We start from the raw sequence: 18,244 nt of genomic DNA, 5'->3' as shown, positions 1-18,244 counted from the left end.
CGGTCGTTACCCCGTCAGACGGGATCCCTCAGCCCCGCCGCCGTGGCGAACTCCCGGACCCCCTCCTCGAAACCGACCTCCGGCTTCCACCCCAACTCCCCCCGCACCCGCGCCGAATCCGCCGTGATGTGCCGTACGTCGCCGAGCCGGTACTCCCCGGTGACGACGGGCGCGGGCCCGCCATGGGCGGCGGCCAGTGCATCGGCCAGCTCACCCACGGTGTGCGGATCGCCGCTCCCCACGTTGTAGGCAGTGAAGGGGGCGGCGTCCGAAAGGGCCTCCAGAGCCAGGACATTGGCGAGAGCCACATCACGCACATGCACGAAGTCCCGCCGCTGTCCGCCGTCCTCGAAGACCCTGGGCGACTCCCCGCGCGCCAGCGCGGAACGGAAGAAGGAGGCGACCCCGGCGTACGGAGTGTCACGCGGCATCCCCGGCCCGTACACGTTGTGGTACCGAAGCGAAACCGTCCGCCCGCCCACCGCACGGGCCCAGGAGGAAGCCAGATGCTCCTGGGCGAGCTTGGTCGTGGCGTACACGTTCCGAGGATCGACGGGAGCGTCCTCACGAACGAGCCCCGGCGCCAACTCGTCTCCACACTCAGGACAGTTGGGCTCGAACCGTCCCGCATCCAGATCGGCGACATCCCGAGGCCCCGGCCGCACCACCCCATGCCGCCCGCACTCGTACCGCCCCTCCCCATAAACGACCATCGACCCGGCGAGCACCAGCCCCCGCACCCTCGCGTCCGCCATGGCCGACAACAACACGGCGGTCCCGAGATCATTGCTGCTCACATACGCGGCCGCATCCTCGAACCCCTTCCCCAGCCCCACCATGGCGGCTTGATGACACACGGCATCCACCCCGTCGAGCGCCCGCCCCACGGCGTCCCGGTCCCGCACATCGCCCCCGGACACGAGGTCGTAGACGACCCCCTCATGCCCCCGCGCCCGAAGCGCCGCCACAACCGCCGATCCGATGAACCCGGCTCCGCCGGTGACCAGTACTCGCATACGAGAACGCTAGGCCCGCGCCCCACCGAACGGCGCTTCCGTGCCCGGCATGTCACCCCTCCGTAAGAAGCGCGCGGTGCCCGCGGCCGACGCAGGCGATCACCGTGGACGAAGCAAGGTCAGCGTTCGGCAGTCCGTGGAAACGACGGAATCGCTCCCAGAGAAAGCGCGTCAGATACGTGCTTCAGGCAGGTCGCGAGATCGTCACTGGCTATTTCAGCTGCTTGCTCGGCCTTGCCGGGCAGGCGCAGCCGGCGGATGCGCTGCGGGTCGACGCTCATGCTGAACTCCACGAAACCGAGTCTGCGGCGCAGCCTCGGAGGCTCACGCAGTTCCGCCGACTTCATCAGCTCAAGGATGACGAGCAGCCTGGGAGATTCAGCTGCTTCCCACCAACGGGACCACTCCGGAGAATCCTCGATGAGATCTATGAGTCGCTCGACCGATTTCTCATAGACGGGCGGGACGGTGAAGTCCGATCCGAAGCTGACACCCAGCCAGCCTGTCCCCTCGGGGAGTTCAGGAAGCCCCTGGAGGAACTCAAGCACCTCGGGTGCCGTCTGCTCAAGAAGAATTGCCTCTTCGCAGTCCCACTCGCCTTCGTGGAACTTTTCCGGCTCACTCAGAATGCGTGTGTACACACCCCTCCCGGCGGCCACCACCGCGCAAGCTTCCGCTTCACCCAGGGGATAACCGGCTTCTTCTGCCCGCCGGCGGAGTTCGGAAAGGTGTCTCACAAGATGTCGTTGAAACGCGGCGACATCCTCGTCGTCCTCTCCCATGAGGAGTTCATGGAGTTCATGGACAGAGGCTTCGTCGGCGCATCCTTCCAGTTCGTCGATGGTGGCCCAGAACTGGGATTCCTTCACCGGTCGTTCCTCTCACCCGAGTCACCGCCCCGCCAGCATCTCCAGCGCCCCCGACACCAGTGTCCGTACCCCCGGCCCCACCGTCGCCAGGTCGGGTGCGAAGTGTGGGCTGTGGTTGCTGGGCACCGCCGCGAGTTGTTGCATCAGGTCGCCGGCCGTGGCTGCCGCGTTCCATACGTCGGTGGGGGTGCTCGTCACGAACCAGTACGCGTACGGAAGGCCGCCGTCGGCGAGGACAGGGAAGTCCTCGCTGCCCATGACGGGGCCGAAGTCGAGGATCGTTTCCGCGCCGAAGACCTCGCCGTGGACGGTGGCGATGCGGCGGTCGGTTTCCAGGTCGTTCACCGTGACCGGGAAGCTGCTGCCGACCGTGACCGTGGGTTCGCTCGGGCAGCCCGCCGCCGCGCACTCGCCCAGCGCGATGCGGCGGATCGAGGCGAGCATCCGGTCGCGTACGGCGGCGGACTGGGTGCGGAGGTTGAGGGCGATGTGGGCCTCGGACGGGATGATGTTGTGCCGGGTGCCCGCCTCGATGCGGCCGACCGTCAGGACGGCGGACTCGCGGGCCGCCACCTCCCTTGATACGACGGTCTGGAGACGGGTCACGATGTACGCGGCCGTCACCACCGGGTCGACCGTCGCCTCGGGACGGGACCCGTGGCCGCCCACCCCGTGCACGACGATGTCGACGTCCGTCGCGGCGGACATGATCAGGCCGGGCGAGTGCGCGTACAGCCCGGCCGGACCGGGCGTCGCGTGCTGGGCGAGCAGGACGTCGGGGCGCGGGAAACGTTCGTACAGCCCGTCCCCGATCATCGCCGCCGCCCCCTCGCCGGTCTCCTCGGCGGGCTGGCCCACCACGAGCAGCGTGCCGGACCAGGTGTCCCGCCCCTCGGCCAGCGCGGACGCGGCGCCCGCCAGCCAGGTGACGTGCAGGTCGTGCCCGCAGGCGTGCATGACGCCGGGCGCCTGGGAGGCGTACGGCAGCCCGGTCTCCTCGGCGACCGGCAGCGCGTCCATGTCGCCGCGAAGGAGGACGGTCGGGCCGTCGCCATTGCGCAGCAGGCCCACCACGCCCGTACCGCCTACGCCCTCGGCCGTCTCGTACCCGGCCGCCCGCAGCCGCTCCGCGAGCCGCCCCGCCGTGCGGTGCTCGGCGAGGGACAGCTCCGGGTGGCGGTGCAGGTCGCGGTAGAAGGCCTCAAGCGCGGGGAGCGGGAGGTCGGCAGTGAGGTCCAGCGCGGTGCGGGCGGCGGCAGAGGTCACGAAGTGCAGCGTACGGTCATGTCCTCACGTCTGCGCCTTGGCGTCGCGCTCGAACCACACGGTCTTGCCGGTACGGCCGCCGGTCAGCGGCTCCCAGCCCCAGCGGTCCGCGACCGCCTCGATGATCAGCAGGCCCGGCCGCCCTCCGCCAGTTCGTCCACAGCTGTGGACAACGGCGGCGAGGTGCAGGCGCCCGTCACCTCCACCCGCACCCCCTCCGGGCGTCGCAGCATCAGCAGTGAGCAGCGGCGCCCCGGTACGTGCCGTACGACGTTCGCGATCAGCTCCGTGAACGCGAGGCCCGCCGCGTCGATCAGTCCGGGAATCTGCTCACGCCGGCGCCTTCGTCACCTCGCTGTAGGCGGCCCTCGGCGGCCTTACCCCTCGGCGGCCTTACCCCTCAGCGGCCCCGTACGTCCCGTACTCCGGAAGCCCCGTCGATTCGTAGACGACGATCGTCAGTCCGCCCGGTGTCGTCTCGTTGCTCAGGAGCCGCAGGCCCGCCGGGGCGCCGCCGTCCGGGAACAGGCGGCGGCCGGTGCCCACGACGACCGGGGCGATCGCGAGGCGCAGCTCGTCGATCAGGCCGGCGGCCAGGAGCGACTGGCCGAGGCGGGCGCTGCCGTGAATCTGGAGCTCGCGGCCGGGCTGCTGCTTCAGTTCGGCGACCTGGGCTGGGATGTCGCCCGACAGGATCGTGGTGGGGTTCCAGTCGGCTCGGGTGAGGCTGTGGGAGGCGACGTACTTCGGCAGACCGTTCAGGATGGCGGCGGACGGGTGCTCGGTCATCTTCGGCCAGTCCCGTGCGAAGTTCAGGTAGGTACGGCGGCCGAAGAGGAACGCGTCCGCCCGTTCCAGCCACGTGCCGGCCAGCCGTTCGAACGCCTCGTCCAGATGCGGCACGAACCAGCCGCCCTGCGTGAATCCGTCGCTCGTGTCCTCGTCCGGGGCGCCGGGGCCCTGGGAGACGCCGTCCAGCGACAGGAACTCCTGCAGCACCAGTCTCATCACGCATCACTCCCGCTTCGGTATTCGGTATTCGGCAGGGGACGCAATCCGCACCCTCTCCTTCAGACCGTATGCCGCGCGGAAACTCACCGGTCCGAACCGATCGGTTCGAGAACCGTCAGTGATGCGGCCCCGCCGCCCCCGCGGTGATCAAGGCCGCGCAGGCGACAACCGCGGCGCACAGGGCCGTGAGGTAGCGGACCGAGACATGGCGGGCCGTGACGTGGAGCGCCGAGACATAGCGCGTGGACATGCGTCGGAACACGGCGACAACCTCGCATCTTCAGTGCGTTAAGTGGGGGCAATCGTAGGTTTAACGCGCCGCTTAACGTAGAGCGGAACGGGTCGAGAGGCAAGAGGTGCCGGGATTCTCCTGCCCGCTTCTCGTGAGCATTAACTGGCTTGTTGTGAGCGGAAGTTGCCTTGCCAGTAGAGGTAAGTCGACTTACTGGCATGCTTGGCCCATGGCCGAGCGTGACGACCCGGGAATCATCGGGCGCCGAGTCCAGCAGCTGCGTACCGAACGTGGGCTGACACAGAAACAGTTGGCGGAAGGGGCGTACACGCCGGCCTATATCTCCACGCTGGAGGCGGGGCGCGTACGGCCCTCGGAGGAGGCGTTGCGGCACATCGCCGCCCGGCTCGACGTCGCCTACGAGGAACTGGCCACCGGCCGGCCCGCCCACCTCGCCACGAACCTGCGGCTGCGGCTCACCGACGCGCAGCGCACCCTCGCCACCGGTGAGGCGGAGGCCGCGGCCGAGCAGTACGCGGCGCTGCTGGAGGAGGCACAGGCGCACGGGCTCGACGCCGAGTGCGCCGCCGCGCTGCTGGGGCTCGGCGAATGCGCCCTGGAGTCCGGCGACCTGGTCGTCGGGCGGCTCCGGTTCGAGCAGGCGGAGAAACGGCTCGCGGACGCGCCGTTACCGATCCGGGTGCCCGCCCTGCGAGGACGCGCGGTCGCCCACTACCTGGCGGGCGAACTCCGTTACGCCTGCTACCTCCTGGAGTCCACCCTGGACGAACTCAACCGCACCGGCCTGCACGACCCCGGTGCCCTGGTCCTCCTCTACGCGAGCGTGATCGCCCCGTACATGGACATGGGCGCCCACGCACGCGCCGCCCAGGCCGCGGAGTTCGCCCTCGCGCTGGCCCCGCAGGTGCAGGATCCGGCACTGCTGGCCCGTATGCACCGCTCGGTCGCCCGTACGCTGCTCGCCGAGGGCCGGACCGCGGAGGCGGACGCGTCCCTGGGGAAGGCGGCGGAACTGTACCGCCAGCTTCAGATCCGTACGGAACTCGCCAACTGCCACTGGATGCGCGGCTACGTGTACGCCCAGAACGGCCGACTGGACCGCGCCGAGAGCGAGTTGCGCGAGGCCCGGGCGATGCTCGCCGCCAAGCGCGCGACGCTCTACACCAGCCAGGTGGCGGTGGAGCTGGCCGACGTCCTGCACCGGCGCGGCAAGTCGGAGGAGGCGGCGGAGCTGCTCCGTGAGGTGCTGGGGGATCTGAGTTCGGAACGGGGCGTCGTGCACTCCGCGGCGGCCCATCGCCTGCTGGGGATCATCGCCGAGGACGCCCGCGACACCGAGACGGCCGAGGAGCACTACGTGCGCGCGCTGAGCCTGTTGGAGAGGGCGGGCGCGGCGGGCGACCTGGCCGACCTGTGCCGGCTGCTGGGTGACCTGTTCCGGCGTACGGGCCGGGTGGAGGCGGCGCTGGACGCGTACCGGACGGGTCTGGGCCACCAGACCGCGCCGGGGACCACGACGCTCGGTCCGTCACCGGCCCACCCGCCACTGTGAGGGCCGCGAGACGCCGCTTCAGAAGCCGTGCCTGCGGTTCATTTCCTCCATGTCCGGATGACTTCGCCGTCCGCTTCCGGCTCGCGCCAGTCCAGAAACCCTTCATCGTCCGCGACTGGCTCCCATTCCCCCCAGATATCAAGGATCCCGTCGTCCAGGGCTTGGGCGACGCACTCCAGCAACGCCGTGACCGACGTGAACGCGGGATGCCGACCGAACGACCCACCGCCGTCCTTCTCATAGACCCCCACCCGACGGAAGGTCTCGTCGTCGCGCCGACTGACGAACAGGCTGTTCCCGCACTCGTCATAGGCGAACGGAACCCAGCCGGGATCCCAGGAGGAGAAGATTTCCCGGCTACGCGGATACTCGTCACCGATCATCCGCACACCACTGAGCCGATGCGCGACCGGCAGCACGAACTCCCCGCCCCCGTCGTGTCGCGACAACAAAGTGACCAGTTCCTCGGGGAGGGGAAAGCCGAGCGCGTCCTCCGCGGCCCGGATCGCCACCGGGTCGGCCGCCTCCGGAAGCGACGCATAGCTGGCCGGAGCATTACTCCGAAGCCACGCCTCGATCCGCTCCCAAGCCCCCTCAACCGTCATGCCCGACAGCATCGCGGCGACACACGCCCCAGTCCAGGCCCTGCAAGAGCCCACGGCTCGGGGGATCTTGAGCTTTCGGCTTCGCCCTGGGCCGGCGGACGGAGCACGGCCCGTCACCGTCGGGTTCGGGCGAGGGAGGACCCCGCACAAAAACCGGTTAATCTGCCCGGACGTACGGATGTACGGGCGTACGACCGGGTGAGGCGGGAAGCAAGGGGCGTGGAGGAGCGAGGGAGTCTGGGGGACGGGGCGCGGCTTGTTGCGCGGGGGGTCGTGTCTCTCGTCGTCGGGGGTATTGCCCTCGTCGCGATCGTCACCGTCGGGTCCGTGCTCGGGCCGATGTTCGCGCTCGATCTCGCTACGCCTGCCATGGGGGCCTGGTGGACCGTCTTCACGGCCATCGCCGTGCAGGGGATGCCTTTCCTGTTGCTGGGTACGGCGGTGTCCGCGGCGATCGGGGCGTTCGTGCCGGAGCGGGTCTTCAGCCGCGTACTGCCCAGGAAACCGGCGCTCGCCGTGCCCGTCGCGGGGGCGGCCGGGGTGGTGCTCCCCGGGTGCGAGTGCGCTTCCGTGCCGGTGGCCGACAGCTTGATGCGGCGCGGTGTCGCGCCCGCCGCCGCGCTGGCCTTTCTGCTGTCCGCGCCCGCCATCAATCCGGTCGTGCTCGTCGCCACCTCCATCGCCTTCCCCGGGAACCCGGCCATGGTCGGCGCCCGGCTCGTCGCCTCGCTCGCCACCGCCGTGGTGATGGGCTGGCTGTGGATCCGGTTCGGGAAGGAGGAGTGGCTGCCCCGGCGGCGTACGAGCGGGAAGGGGGCGTCCCCTACCGGGTGGCGCGGGTTCCGGGACGGGCTGCAGCACGACTTTCTGCACGCGGGCGGCTTCCTCGTCCTGGGCGCGGCTGCCGCGGCGACCTTCAACATCCTCGTGCCGCGCTCCGTGCTGGACGTCTTCACCGGCTCGCCCTGGCTGTCGGTGCTGCTGCTCGCCGTACTCGCCGTCGTGCTGTGCGTCTGCAGCGAGGCCGACGCCTTCGTCGCGGCCTCGCTGACCGGGTTCTCGCCCACCGCGCGGCTCGCGTTCATGGTCGTCGGGCCGATGGTCGATCTGAAGCTGTTCGCCCTCCAGGCGGGGACCTTCGGGCGGGCCTTCGCCATCCGGTTCTCGTCCGTGACATGGGTCGTGGCCGTGGCGAGCAGTGTGGGTGTGGGGTGGTGGCTGCTATGAGGTTCCGTACGCAGGGGGTGCTGCTGCTTCTGTGCGGGGCGGCGCTGCTGAGGGTGTCCCTCTTCAGCGAGCTGTATCTGCGGTATGTGAAGGAGGGACTGCGGCCGTATCTGATTATCTCCGGGGGGCTGCTGCTCGTGCTCGGAGTACTGGGCCTCGTCAGGCGTGGAAACGGTGACGGTGGCAGTCGTGATCATGGCGACGGTGACGGCGACCACCGGGGCGGCGACCACGGGCACGAGGACCGTCACGATCACGGTCACGATCACGCCCGCAGCCCCCGTATCGCCTGGCTCCTCGCCGCACCCGCCCTCGCCCTCCTCCTCTACCCGCCGCCCGCCCTCGGCTCGTACAGCGCCGAGCGCGAGGAGGCGAAGGTCGCGGCACAGGGCGTCGGGACCTTTCCGAAGCTCCCGGTGGGGGACCCGGTCGAGCTCACGCTGAACGCGTTCGCGTCGCGCGCGCAGTGGGACAGCGGCGCCTCCATGAAGGGACGCACCCTCCGGCTGACCGGCTTCGTGACGAAGGACGACGACGGCGCATGGTACGTCGCCCGCCTCTTCGTCAACTGCTGCGCCGCCGACGCCCAGCCCCTGAAGGTCCAGGTGCGCGGTGCCGAGGCGCCCGCCCGCGACACCTGGGTCACCGTCACCGGCACCTGGCACCGCACCGGCAGCCCCGGTTCGGACGAGGCTCGCCCGGTCCTGAACGCCACGTCCGTGGAACGCGTCGACCAGCCGTCGAACCCGTACGAGAAGCGCTGATCCCGGCTGCCCCTCGGTCAACTCCTGTGTTGTGCTTCGATGTATGCGACCCAGGGACCCGTACACCCGACCCAGGGACCCGTACACGCGGCAGAGACGACCGGGCTGCACGGCGTCCCGCAGACTCCGGCGGGGGCATGACCGAGGAAGAGTTCGACGCGTTCTACGCCGCCGCGTTCCCGCGGCTGACTGGCCAGCTCTATGCCTTCACCGGGGACCACGGCGAGGCGCAGGACGTCGTCCAGGAGGCGTTCGTACGTGCCTGGGACCGGCGGCGGGAGTTCCTGGCCGAAGGGGCTCCCGAGGCGTGGATCCGTACCGTCGCGATGCGGCTCGCGGTGAGCCGCTGGCGGCGGGCGAGGCGTTGGCTGGAACTGGTGCGCCGCACTGCGCCGCCGGAGCACATGCCGGAGCCGGGGCCCGAACGCACCGCGCTGGTCCAGGCATTGCGGGAGCTGCCCGAGGCGCAGCGCCGAGCCGTCGTACTTCACCATCTGTGCGACCTCAGTGTCGAACAGGTAGCCTCCGAAACCGGTGCGCCCGTGGGCACGGTCAAGGCCCGGCTGGCCCGTGGCCGCGCGGCGCTGGCGCGGTGGCTGAGCGAGGCCGACGAACTGGCTGAGAGGGAGGACGACCGTGTCCGATGAGCCCCGGCCCGCCGAGTCCCACCGCAAACTGGCTCTCGCTCTCCACGAGTGGGCCGACGATCACGAGAGCCCGCCCCCCGTCCCGGGGGCCGAGATACGCCGTCGTGCCGTGCGCCGCCGACACCGCCGTCACGCTTCCCTGGCCACGGTCGGCGCCAGTGCGGTGGCGGCCGTATCGGTGGTCCTGAGCATGGCGTTCATCGGCGGAAAGGAGGGCCACTCCAGTCCGCCCGCCGCCACGCTCAAGGCGCCGGGGCCGTCGTCCGCCGCCGCCTCGGTGCCCGCCGCGACCGTCAACCTCTCCCGGCGTGAACTGGTCGTCGGGGGGCGCGTCCTGCCCATCTCCGCGGGGGCGGCCAGGACGCCGACGCCGACGGGCCGTATGACGGTCACCGGCAAGTACGAGGTCGCAGTCCTGCCCACCGACACGCTCGGACTCGGGCGACGGTACGAGACGAAGGCGCCGTGGGTGATCCGGCTGCGCACCCCCCAGAACCGTACGAACTACATCGTCGCCTTCACCGTGGACGAGAAGGCGCCCGGCAACTACGACAGCACCACGGGGTGGATCGGGCTGCGCCGCAGCGACGCGGAATGGTTGTACCGGCGGCTTGATCCGGGTGCGGTGGTGGCGGTGGTGGGGGCGGCGCCCACGACGTCGGCCCCTGCGGCGCCGACTCCGGTGCGGACGGGGCCGGCCGGTACGGCGCCGTGAGGAATGCCTGTGTCAGTACGTACCTCAGTGCCCGTGCCCGTGGGGGATGAGCCGGTCGACCATACGGCGGGCCGCTCCCGGACGTGAGGCGGGGACCGGCGGCAGTTCCGCGGGGCGTTCCCAGTCGCAGGGCGGGGACAGGCGGAGCCGCGGATCCTCGCCGTGCTCGTCGCTGTGTTCCTTCAGTGCGACGCTCACGAGGCCCAACAGGAGTTCTATGTCCGCGTCGCAGTCGAGGAGGACGGTGATCCAGGACGCGCCGGGGCGTACACGGATGGCGCTGCTGTGGCGGAGCTGGGGGAGCAGACGTTCGACCGCCGTGCAGGTGAGGTGGAGGTCGGCGGAATCAGCGGTGTGGAAATGGACGATCTCGTGTCCCGCCGAAGCGAAGGCATGCCCAACGGCGCACTTGGGCGGGCCACTTACCAGGTTCGGCCAGCTCTCCAGGAGAGCCATGGCGCGATGGGCCGCGGTCATAACCACATCCTTGCGCACACGTCACCTGGATGACTACCCCCGGCTTCCGGTGGTTCGGCCGCTCAGCCGGCGGGCCGATCATGTGCCGGATCGATCACCCGGCGGACGGAGACCAACTGTCCCGACGGCGCGGGCGTCCTGACCGCTCCGCTCCCGACAGTTCCGGGACCGCCCGTCTACTCCGCCCGTCTACTCCGCCCGTCCCATGGTCACCGTGCGCGTGCCCGGAGTGAAGTCGGCGAAGGACTGGTCCCAGGTCTCGGTGGGCCAGTGGTAGGTGACCTGGCCCTCGGTGGGGCGGTAGTGGGCGGTGTAGACGGTGCCCATGCCCGTGTCGTACGCGGAGTTGTACAGCGGTGGCTTCAGCAGCGCCGGGAGGTCCGGGCCCGCCGCCCGGACCGTGGCCAGGCGCTCTTGGGTCCGGCTCTGCTGTTCCTGCTCATCGGGGACCGGCAAGTGCTGGTGGTTGGTGGCGCAGGCGTCCGGGGCCTCGGTGAGGGGGATGTCGGGGCCGACATACACCGTCATGGCGCGGTCGGCGTCGACGAGGGTGACGTTCTGGGGGATGGCGATCGGTATCGAGCGCAGCCTGTCCACGGCCTCGTCGACCGTCTCGCAGGTCTCCAGGAGATAACGCAGCACGATGAGGATGGCGAAGCCGGGGCCATGCACGAAACGCCCCCCGAAGGTGAGCGAGACGGCGAGCCCGGCGTCGTTCATACCGTCCAGCAGGCCCCAGCCGGCGTCCTGCATCCCGATCACGGGCCGGAGGAAGTGCGAGGAGACGATGGTGCCTTCGCAGTCGGCAGGGTCGAAGTCGTAGTTGCGCAGCAGGGTGCCGCCGGCTCCGATCTGGCTGCAGCCCGCGAAGAACGGCCGTATGCCGGCGAGGGTGAGGAAGGTTTCGCCTCCGGGGCGGTCGAGTCGGGCTGCCAGCCGGTCGAGTACCGGTACCAGTTCCGGCATATGGGCCTCGAACAACTCCCGCGCGCGGGCCGCTCCCTGCGGGGTCCTGCTCTCCTCGGTCAGCCACCCGTCCGCGGCCGGCCACAGGGTCTGCGTATGGGCGGCCCAGGTTCCGTTGGTGCCGTCACCGATATCCATGGCGCGAAAGGTCTTCTGCTGCTGGGGCACGGCTGCGGACTCCCTCGTGGGGTGGGGCGGGGTGGCGTGGCGTGGGGTGAAGTGCGGTCAACTTATCGAAATTCAGGGCGAATTCACCAGGGTTCCGGTCCGGTCGCGGTCTGGGGGTGGCCGGGCCCGCGCCTTGCGTATAGGGCATACAGTGTTGCTCATGGCGCAAGACGATCACGGCGAACTCGACAGCCTCGTACGCAAACGGATCCGCGCACTGCGCCTGGCACAGGGCTGGTCCCTCGACGAACTGGCCACCCGCGCCCGGCTCAGCCCGTCCACGCTCAGCCGCATCGAGAACGGTCGGCGCCGCCTCGCGCTGGATCAGCTCGTCACCCTCGCCCGCGCCCTGGACACCTCGCTCGACCAGCTGGTCGAGACCGCCGCCGCCGACGTCATCTCCAGCCCGATGATCGACGCGACCCACCAGCGGATGCAGTGGCCCGTCCGTGCGGACCCGGGCATGACCGTCATACGTCAGCGCATGACAGACCCGCCGCCCGACAGCCCCTCGCGTATGCGCGCCCACCCCGGCCGTGAATGGCTCGTCGTCCTCTCCGGCACCGCCGTCCTGCTCCTTGGCAACCGGCGCTTTCGCGTGGAGACCAACCAGGCCGCCGAGTTCCCGACGATGCTCCCGCACGCCATCGGCGCCGAGGGCGGGCCGTGCGAGGTCCTGGGCATCTTCGACCGTGACGCCCGGCGCGGCCACCTGCGCAACGAGGGCACTGATTGACGGGTTTCTTGCGCAGTCGGCAGGCCAAGTGGCCATCGTCTTGCTCTTTCGGGAAGCGGCCGCGCCACGCACCCGTGATCCTCTTAGCGTCGTCGGCATGACTCACACATCCCAGCGCGCATCGCACGACCACGCAGGGCACGCCGCCCACCAGCAGGGAGCGGACCACAACGAAGACGGCCAGGCGGAGATCCTCGATCTGGACGCCGAGGTACTCGCCGAGCACATCGCCTCCATCACCGCTTGGCTGCCCGTCGGAGCCGACCCGCGTCACATCGTGGATCTGGGCTGTGGGACCGGAACCGGCACCTTCGCACTGCTCAAGCGGTTCCCCCATGCCGAGGTGACCGCCGTCGACACCTCGGCCGGCCACCTGCACCGCCTGCTCGAGAAGGCCACGACAGAAGGCCTGGCCGACCGGGTGCACACCGTCCAGGCCGACCTCGACGCGACCTGGCCCGACCTCGGCACGCCCGAGCTGGTCTGGGCGTCAGCCTCCATGCACCACATGGCCGATCCCGGCCGCGCCCTGCGCCAGGTCCGCAACATGCTTGCGCCGGGCGGGCTGTTCGCCGTCGTCGAACTGGCCGGCTTCCCCAGGTTCCTGCCAGAAGACGCCCCCGAAGAGCGTCCCGGTCTCGAGGAACGCTGCCACGCCGCGCTTGCGAGGCACCATTCCGAACGAGTGCCGCACCGCGGCGCGGACTGGGGAGCCAAGCTCGCCGCCACCGGCTTCATCGTCGAGGCCGAACGCACGGTCACCGTGAACATCGGCCCACCCCACACCGACGCGGTCGGCCGCTACGCACTGACCAGCCTGCGCCGCCTGCGCAGCGGTGTCGCCCAGACGCTGGCTGCCGAGGACCTCGCGGCCCTCGACCGGCTGCTCGACACCGAGGGCCCTCACAGCATCCTGCGCCGGGGCGACCTGACTGTGCGCACGGAGCGCATGATGTGGGCAGCGCGGCGCGCCTCCGGCGGTTGAGCGGGGCGCCTACGAGGGTGGTTCGTTTGGTTCGTGGGCGGGTGCGGGTGCGGATGCGGATGCGGGTGCGGGTGCGTTGTGGCTTGTCGCGCCCCGCGGCGGAGCCGCTTATGTCACAGCCCCGCGCCCCTAACGGGGCGCTCCCGGAGCCGCCAGCCACCACGCACCCGCAGCTTCCCACCGGCGGGAGGGTACGTGGGCCGGTGCGTCGTATGCCCGTCGCTTGGGTCTGTCTCGGAGAACCAGGACCTTGTACCAGGCCAGGGGCGTATGCCCGGCCTGCGACGGGCTGACGCACCGGCCCACGGCCCCGACCCCCCACGCGCCCAAGGGGCGCGGGGAACTGCGCGACCAGCCACACACAACCCGCACCCGAAAACGAACCCAACCGCGCTCAACCGCCGGAGGCAGCCGCGCGGACCATCACGCAGTCGAACTCCACAACCCGCCCCGTAGCCGGTTCCCGGGTCACCGGGTACATGCCCGTGATCTCGAAGCCCGCCTCCTCGTACACCGCGACAGCCTCGTGCATTTGCGGGCTGCCCTCGTACAGCCGGAGGAGGGCGACCTCCGACTGCATGCCGACGAAGTCGTCGATGCGCTTGCCGGCGCCCGCGAAGACCTCCAGGTCGTAGCCCTGGGTGTCCATCTTCAGGTAGGGCCGCGGATCGGTGAGGCCGTCCAGCGCCTCGTCCATCACCTCGTCCAGGCGACGGATCTCGATCTGCTCCATGGTCGACTTGGCGAACCGCTTGTAGCGGCCCTTGCCGTACTCGGTGGGCGGGAGAAGGGAGTTCATGGAGTTCCAGTTGGCGTGGATCTCCATGGTGGCTTCTTCACGGCCGAGGCCGCAGTTGTAGACGTGCCAGTCCGGGTCGTTCTCCGCCTTCTTCTGCAGCTTGGCGAAGTGCTCGGCGGTCGGCTCGAAGGAGACGATGCGGCCGGTGTAGCCGTGGCGGCGCAGGCGGCTGCCGTACTGGCCGGCGTTGGCGCCCACGTCGAAGACGCAGTTCACCTGGTACTTGTCCAGCAGCCCGTTCACATGGTGGGCGCACAGGTAATCGGCGGCAGCCAGCTGGAGGACGCGTTCGTCGCCCTTCGACGCAGCCGGGTCGAGCAACAGATGCGCCCCGGTCTGCCCGAGCGCGACGCTCTTCCATTTCGCCGTCTTCGGCTTGGCCTTGGACCCCTCCGTGCGACCGCGGGCCACCAGCCACGCGTCCGCGCCCACGGGCGTCACCGCGTAACCGCTGCTTCGGCGGCCCAGCAGATCCGCCCCCGGCTCCAGTGAGGTCCGGGCACGCCCGCGCCGCCGGGAGACCAACGCCTCTCCCGGACCAAGATCGAGTACCTGCACCCCGAGCTTGGGAAGCAGCTTGAGTAGTCGCCTGTAAAGGGTCTGCATCCGGACACCTTTACATGCGAGCAGCCGTTCGTTGAAGCGATCGCATAACTTCCTGTTCAAGTAACTTTCTGTTCACGCGGTGTCGGAGGCGAACCCCGGCAAGCGCTCACACAGAGTGCTCACGCCCTGACACCCGCATGCCCACTCCCCACACCCTCAAGCCCTCGGCCCCTGTCCCGCCGGCTCGCGCGCCCCCTCCGCCTCGGGCGGCGTCACCGCCGGCCGACGGCGACGGACAGCCGCGGTCAAACGCGTGCCCAGCGGCTCCGTGAAGCGAGCCGTCAGCGGACCGAGTACGACCAGGATCAGGACGTACGCCGTGGCCAGCGGTCCGAGGGACGGTTCGATGCCCGCCGTGACCGCGAGGCCGGCGATCACGATCGAGAACTCGCCGCGCGCCACCAGCGTGCCGCCCGCCCGCCAGCGACCCTTGGTCGAGATCCCGGCCCGTCCGGCGGCCCAGTAACCCGTGGCGATCTTCGTGACGGCGGTGACCAGGGCCAGAGCGAGCGCGGGCAGCAGTACCGGCGGAATGCTGGCCGGGTCGGTGTGCAGGCCGAAGAAGACGAAGAACACGGCGGCGAACAGGTCCCGGAGCGGGGAGAGCAGATTGTGCGCGCCCTCCGCCACCTCCCCGGACAGCGCGATGCCGACGAGGAACGCGCCCACCGCCGCCGAGACCTGGAGCTGCTGGGCCAGCCCGGCGACCAGCAGGGTCAGGCCGAGTACGACCAGGAGCAGCTTCTCGGGGTCGTCGCTGGAGACGAAACGGGAGATGAGGCGGCCGTACCGCACCGCGACCACCAGGACGAGCGCCGCCGCACCGAGCGCGATGGCCAGCGTGACACTGCCCGAGGCGAGGCCCGCGCCCGCCAGCAGGGCGGTGATGATCGGCAGATAGACGGCCATCGACAGGTCTTCGAGCACCAGGATGCTGAGGATCACGGGAGTCTCGCGGTTGCCCAGCCGCCCCAGATCGCCGAGGACCTTGGCGATGACTCCGGAGGAGGAGATCCAGGTGACTCCGGCCAGGACCACGGCGGCCACCGGACCCCAGCCGAGCAGCAGCGCCATGGCCGCACCGGGCAGGGCGTTCAGGACGGCGTCGACCAGGCCCGCCGGGTACTGGGTCTTGAGGTTCGAGACCAGATCGCTCGCCGTGTACTCGAGCCCCAGCATGAGCAGCAGCAGTACGACCCCGATCTCGGCGCCGATCGCCACGAACTCCTCGCTGGTGCCCAGCGGCAGCAACCCGCCCTTCCCGAAGGCGAGTCCGGCGAGCAGGTACAGCGGGATGGGCGAGAACGAGAACCGCCCGGCGAGGCGGCCCAGCAACCCCAGGCCGAGGATGATGGCGCCGAACTCGATCAGAAAGACCGCGGAGCTGTGCACTGCCGGTTCACTCCCGTCCGAGGATCGTCGCGGCCGTCTCCACGCCCTCGCGGGTGCCGATCACGATGAGGGTGTCCCCGCCGGCCAGTCGGAAGTCCGGCGGGGGTGACGGGATCGCCTCCGCCCGGCGCAGCACGGCGACGATGGAGGCGCCGGTCTCCGTACGCATCCGGGTCTCGCCGAGATGCCGTCCGTTCCAGTACGAGGTGCCGGACAGTTCAAGGCGTTCGGCCACCAGGCCGAGCTCGGTGGTGGACAGCAGATTCGGACTGTGATGCGTGGGCAGTAGGGCGTCGACGAGGGCCGCCGCCTCCTTCGGCGTCAGATGAACGGACAGCGAGCAGGCGTCCGGGTCGTCCGTGCGGTAGGCGCTGAACGTCCGGTCGCCGTCGCGGTGCGCGACCACCGAGAGGCGGCGCCGCTCGCGTGTCGTCATGTCGTAGCGCACCCCGATCCCCGGCAACGGCGTACTGCTCAGGCGTGGTGTGCTCATGGCTGATCCCCTGTCCGGTCCACACGTACGTGTCCACGGGGCTGTCTCCGCCCCACATACGCACCGTACGCAACCCGCATGGAGGCCGGCGCTCCCGGGCGGAACGCCGGCCTCCATGGTCAGCCGGTCACTTCGATCTTCCCGTTGGCCGCCTCCGCGGGTACGGCCGTCTTGCCCGCCGTGATCCCCTTCAGCAGCTCGGCAAGGTCAACTCCCGTGGTGGAGCTGAGGAGTTCCATGCCCTGCGCGACGTTGTCGGCGACCGTGCGCGACAACTGGCTGGCGCCGTCCGTCGAGATCACCGTCATCTTGTCCACCGCGGAGAGCGGCTCGGACGCCTTGGCGACGACCTGCGGCAGCACCTCGACAAGCATCTGGAGCACGGCCGCGTCGCCGTACTGCGCGAACGCGTCCGCCTTCTTGCGCATGGCCTCCGCCTGAGCGGCACCCGTCGCCCCGATCGCGGCGGCCTCCGCCTCACCCTCCAGCCGGACCGCCTCCGCGATCGCGGCACGCCGGGACCGCTCGGCCTCACCCTGCTTGAGGCCTTCGACGGCCTCCGCCTCGGCCAGCGCGGAGCGGCGCTGCTTCTCGCCCTCACCCGACAGCCGCGCCCGCTCGGCCTCCGCCTGGGCGGCCGCGATGGCGGCCAGCCGCTCGGCCTCGGCCTGCTTCACGCGGGCCACCCGCTTGGCCTCCGCCTCCTGCTCGGCCTCGTACCGCCGGGCGTCGGCGGGCTTGCGCACCTCGGTGTCGAGCTGACGGTCCTTCAGCGCCGCCTGGCGCTCGGCAACCTTCTCCTGCTGGATCAGGACGTCCTGCTGACGGGCGGCCTCGGCGAGCGGTCCCGCCGCGTTGGCCTGCGCGGCCGCCGCGTCCGTCTCGGCCTTGATCTCGGCCTGCTTGAGGGCGAAGGTCCGCTGCGCGATCGCGATCTCCTCCTCCGCCTTCAGCCGCGCCTGCTCGGCGGCCCGGCGGGCCACCGCCTCCGCGATGTCGGCCTCCTGCTTGGCCCGCGCGGCCTCCGGGCGGCCCAGGTCCTCCAGGTAGGAGCCCTCGGTGGTGATGTCCTGGATCTGGAAGGCGTCGAGCACCAGGCCCTGCCCGGACAGGCTCGCCTCGGCCTCCTCCGCCACCTGCCCGGCGAACGCGGCCCGGTCCCGGATGATGTCCTCCACCGACATCCGGCCCACGATGGACCGCAGTGCGCCGGACAGCACCTCCTGGGTGAAGCCGACGATCCCGCCCTGCTGCATCAGGAACCGCTGGGCCGCGGCGCGGATCGAGTCCTCGGAACCGCCGACCTTGACGATGGCCACGCCTTCGAGGTTGGCCTTCACCCCGCGCAGCGTGACCGCGCCGCGCACCGAGATCGGAATGTGCCGCGAGGACAGGTCGAGGGTGAACTTCTGCTGCACGAACGGCACGACGAACACGCCGCCGCCGACCACGACCTTCTGGCCGCTGTTGTCGGTGAAGATGCGGCCGGTTTCCGGGTCGGTGGACTTCTTGCCGCGCCGCCCGGTGACGATGAACGCCTGGCTCGGCCCGGCCACCTTGTAGCGGGTGACGACGACGAGCGCGAGCAGCACGAGGAGTACGACGACTCCGACGACGGAGATGAGGACTGGACTCATGATGACTTCCCCCCTGCCGGCCCGTGGACGGCAGATCGGTGCGTACGAATGAAGTGCGGG

At 70.3% G+C, this 18,244-nt stretch carries 19 protein-coding genes; 7 read left to right on the top strand and 12 right to left on the bottom strand.

Features of this window, described 5'->3' with window-relative positions:
* Positions 1–14 precede the first annotated feature (14 nt).
* From ACFYO0_RS13885 to ACFYO0_RS13865, 5 genes are all read right to left on the bottom strand, one after another.
* Positions 15–1,016 (bottom strand): NAD-dependent epimerase/dehydratase family protein, encoded by a 1,002-nt coding sequence (locus ACFYO0_RS13885; protein WP_388674571.1) that lies wholly within the window; start codon positions 1,014–1,016, stop codon positions 15–17.
* 119 nt (positions 1,017–1,135) lie between these two features.
* Entirely contained in the window at positions 1,136–1,885 is a 750-nt protein-coding gene (locus ACFYO0_RS13880) for a hypothetical protein (RefSeq protein ID WP_388674569.1), read from the bottom strand.
* Positions 1,886–1,906: 21 nt separating this feature from the next.
* Positions 1,907–3,151, bottom strand: a complete 1,245-nt coding sequence (locus tag ACFYO0_RS13875; RefSeq protein WP_388674567.1) for an amidohydrolase — start codon at positions 3,149–3,151, stop codon at positions 1,907–1,909.
* 393 nt (positions 3,152–3,544) lie between these two features.
* Positions 3,545–4,159 carry a dihydrofolate reductase family protein gene (locus ACFYO0_RS13870; protein WP_388674565.1) on the bottom strand — a complete coding sequence of 205 codons (615 nt, stop codon included), beginning with the start codon at positions 4,157–4,159 and terminating at the stop codon, positions 3,545–3,547.
* Positions 4,160–4,277: 118 nt separating this feature from the next.
* Positions 4,278–4,424, bottom strand: a complete 147-nt coding sequence (locus ACFYO0_RS13865) for a hypothetical protein (protein ID WP_386342401.1) — start codon at positions 4,422–4,424, stop codon at positions 4,278–4,280.
* Between the two features lie 199 nt (positions 4,425–4,623).
* Between ACFYO0_RS13865 and ACFYO0_RS13860 the strand changes: the two genes are divergently transcribed.
* Complete coding sequence (locus ACFYO0_RS13860) at positions 4,624–5,967, top strand: helix-turn-helix domain-containing protein (protein ID WP_388674563.1); 1,344 nt, start codon at positions 4,624–4,626, stop codon at positions 5,965–5,967.
* Between the two features lie 38 nt (positions 5,968–6,005).
* Here ACFYO0_RS13860 and ACFYO0_RS13855 read toward each other — a convergent pair whose 3' ends face one another.
* Positions 6,006–6,572, bottom strand: coding sequence for an SMI1/KNR4 family protein (locus tag ACFYO0_RS13855; RefSeq protein ID WP_388674561.1), 567 nt, complete (start codon positions 6,570–6,572; stop codon positions 6,006–6,008).
* A gap of 237 nt (positions 6,573–6,809) precedes the next feature.
* On the opposite strand from ACFYO0_RS13855, the gene ACFYO0_RS13850 reads away from it, so the two are divergent.
* The 4 genes from ACFYO0_RS13850 to ACFYO0_RS13835 all read left to right on the top strand — a co-directional run bounded on the left by ACFYO0_RS13850 (position 6,810) and on the right by ACFYO0_RS13835 (position 9,925).
* Positions 6,810–7,799, top strand: coding sequence for a permease (locus ACFYO0_RS13850; protein ID WP_388675434.1), 990 nt, complete (start codon positions 6,810–6,812; stop codon positions 7,797–7,799).
* Positions 7,796–8,563: a TIGR03943 family putative permease subunit gene (locus ACFYO0_RS13845; RefSeq protein WP_388674559.1), complete on the top strand. Its 768-nt coding sequence runs from the start codon at positions 7,796–7,798 to the stop codon at positions 8,561–8,563. The genes ACFYO0_RS13850 and ACFYO0_RS13845 overlap by 4 nt, the downstream gene beginning before the upstream one ends.
* Positions 8,564–8,700: 137 nt before the next feature.
* The gene (locus tag ACFYO0_RS13840) at positions 8,701–9,210 is read left to right on the top strand and encodes a SigE family RNA polymerase sigma factor (protein ID WP_388674557.1); all 510 of its coding nucleotides are present in this window, start codon (positions 8,701–8,703) and stop codon (positions 9,208–9,210) included.
* Positions 9,200–9,925: a L,D-transpeptidase gene (locus ACFYO0_RS13835; protein ID WP_388674555.1), complete on the top strand. Its 726-nt coding sequence runs from the start codon at positions 9,200–9,202 to the stop codon at positions 9,923–9,925. The genes ACFYO0_RS13840 and ACFYO0_RS13835 overlap by 11 nt, the downstream gene beginning before the upstream one ends.
* A gap of 24 nt (positions 9,926–9,949) precedes the next feature.
* Here ACFYO0_RS13835 and ACFYO0_RS13830 read toward each other — a convergent pair whose 3' ends face one another.
* A complete protein-coding gene (locus ACFYO0_RS13830) occupies positions 9,950–10,402 on the bottom strand; it encodes a luciferase family protein (RefSeq protein ID WP_388674553.1) in 453 nt (150 codons plus the stop codon).
* 189 nt (positions 10,403–10,591) lie between these two features.
* Positions 10,592–11,536, bottom strand: coding sequence for a C45 family autoproteolytic acyltransferase/hydolase (locus ACFYO0_RS13825; protein WP_388674551.1), 945 nt, complete (start codon positions 11,534–11,536; stop codon positions 10,592–10,594).
* Positions 11,537–11,696: 160 nt separating this feature from the next.
* Here ACFYO0_RS13825 and ACFYO0_RS13820 point away from each other — a divergent pair, with 160 nt between their 5' ends.
* Both ACFYO0_RS13820 and ACFYO0_RS13815 read left to right on the top strand, forming a co-directional pair.
* Positions 11,697–12,272 carry a helix-turn-helix domain-containing protein gene (locus ACFYO0_RS13820; RefSeq protein WP_388674549.1) on the top strand — a complete coding sequence of 192 codons (576 nt, stop codon included), beginning with the start codon at positions 11,697–11,699 and terminating at the stop codon, positions 12,270–12,272.
* 97 nt (positions 12,273–12,369) lie between these two features.
* Positions 12,370–13,257 (top strand): class I SAM-dependent methyltransferase, encoded by an 888-nt coding sequence (locus ACFYO0_RS13815; protein WP_388674547.1) that lies wholly within the window; start codon positions 12,370–12,372, stop codon positions 13,255–13,257.
* Positions 13,258–13,651: 394 nt separating this feature from the next.
* Here ACFYO0_RS13815 and ACFYO0_RS13810 read toward each other — a convergent pair whose 3' ends face one another.
* The 4 genes from ACFYO0_RS13810 to ACFYO0_RS13795 all read right to left on the bottom strand — a co-directional run bounded on the left by ACFYO0_RS13810 (position 13,652) and on the right by ACFYO0_RS13795 (position 18,184).
* The gene (locus ACFYO0_RS13810; protein ID WP_388674545.1) at positions 13,652–14,662 is read right to left on the bottom strand and encodes an FkbM family methyltransferase; all 1,011 of its coding nucleotides are present in this window, start codon (positions 14,660–14,662) and stop codon (positions 13,652–13,654) included.
* Between the two features lie 156 nt (positions 14,663–14,818).
* Positions 14,819–16,054 carry a cation:proton antiporter gene (locus ACFYO0_RS13805; protein WP_388674543.1) on the bottom strand — a complete coding sequence of 412 codons (1,236 nt, stop codon included), beginning with the start codon at positions 16,052–16,054 and terminating at the stop codon, positions 14,819–14,821.
* A 7-nt stretch (positions 16,055–16,061) separates the two neighbouring features.
* Positions 16,062–16,547: a cation:proton antiporter regulatory subunit gene (locus tag ACFYO0_RS13800; RefSeq protein WP_388674541.1), complete on the bottom strand. Its 486-nt coding sequence runs from the start codon at positions 16,545–16,547 to the stop codon at positions 16,062–16,064.
* Positions 16,548–16,666: 119 nt separating this feature from the next.
* Complete coding sequence (locus tag ACFYO0_RS13795; protein WP_388674539.1) at positions 16,667–18,184, bottom strand: flotillin family protein; 1,518 nt, start codon at positions 18,182–18,184, stop codon at positions 16,667–16,669.
* Positions 18,185–18,244: the final 60 nt, after the last annotated feature.

Source organism: Streptomyces sp. NPDC006365 (assembly GCF_042870755.1).
GTDB lineage: Bacteria > Actinomycetota > Actinomycetes > Streptomycetales > Streptomycetaceae > Streptomyces > Streptomyces xiangluensis.
Note: the sequence above shows the minus strand (reverse complement) of the source record. Positions and strands in the feature narration are given on the sequence as shown.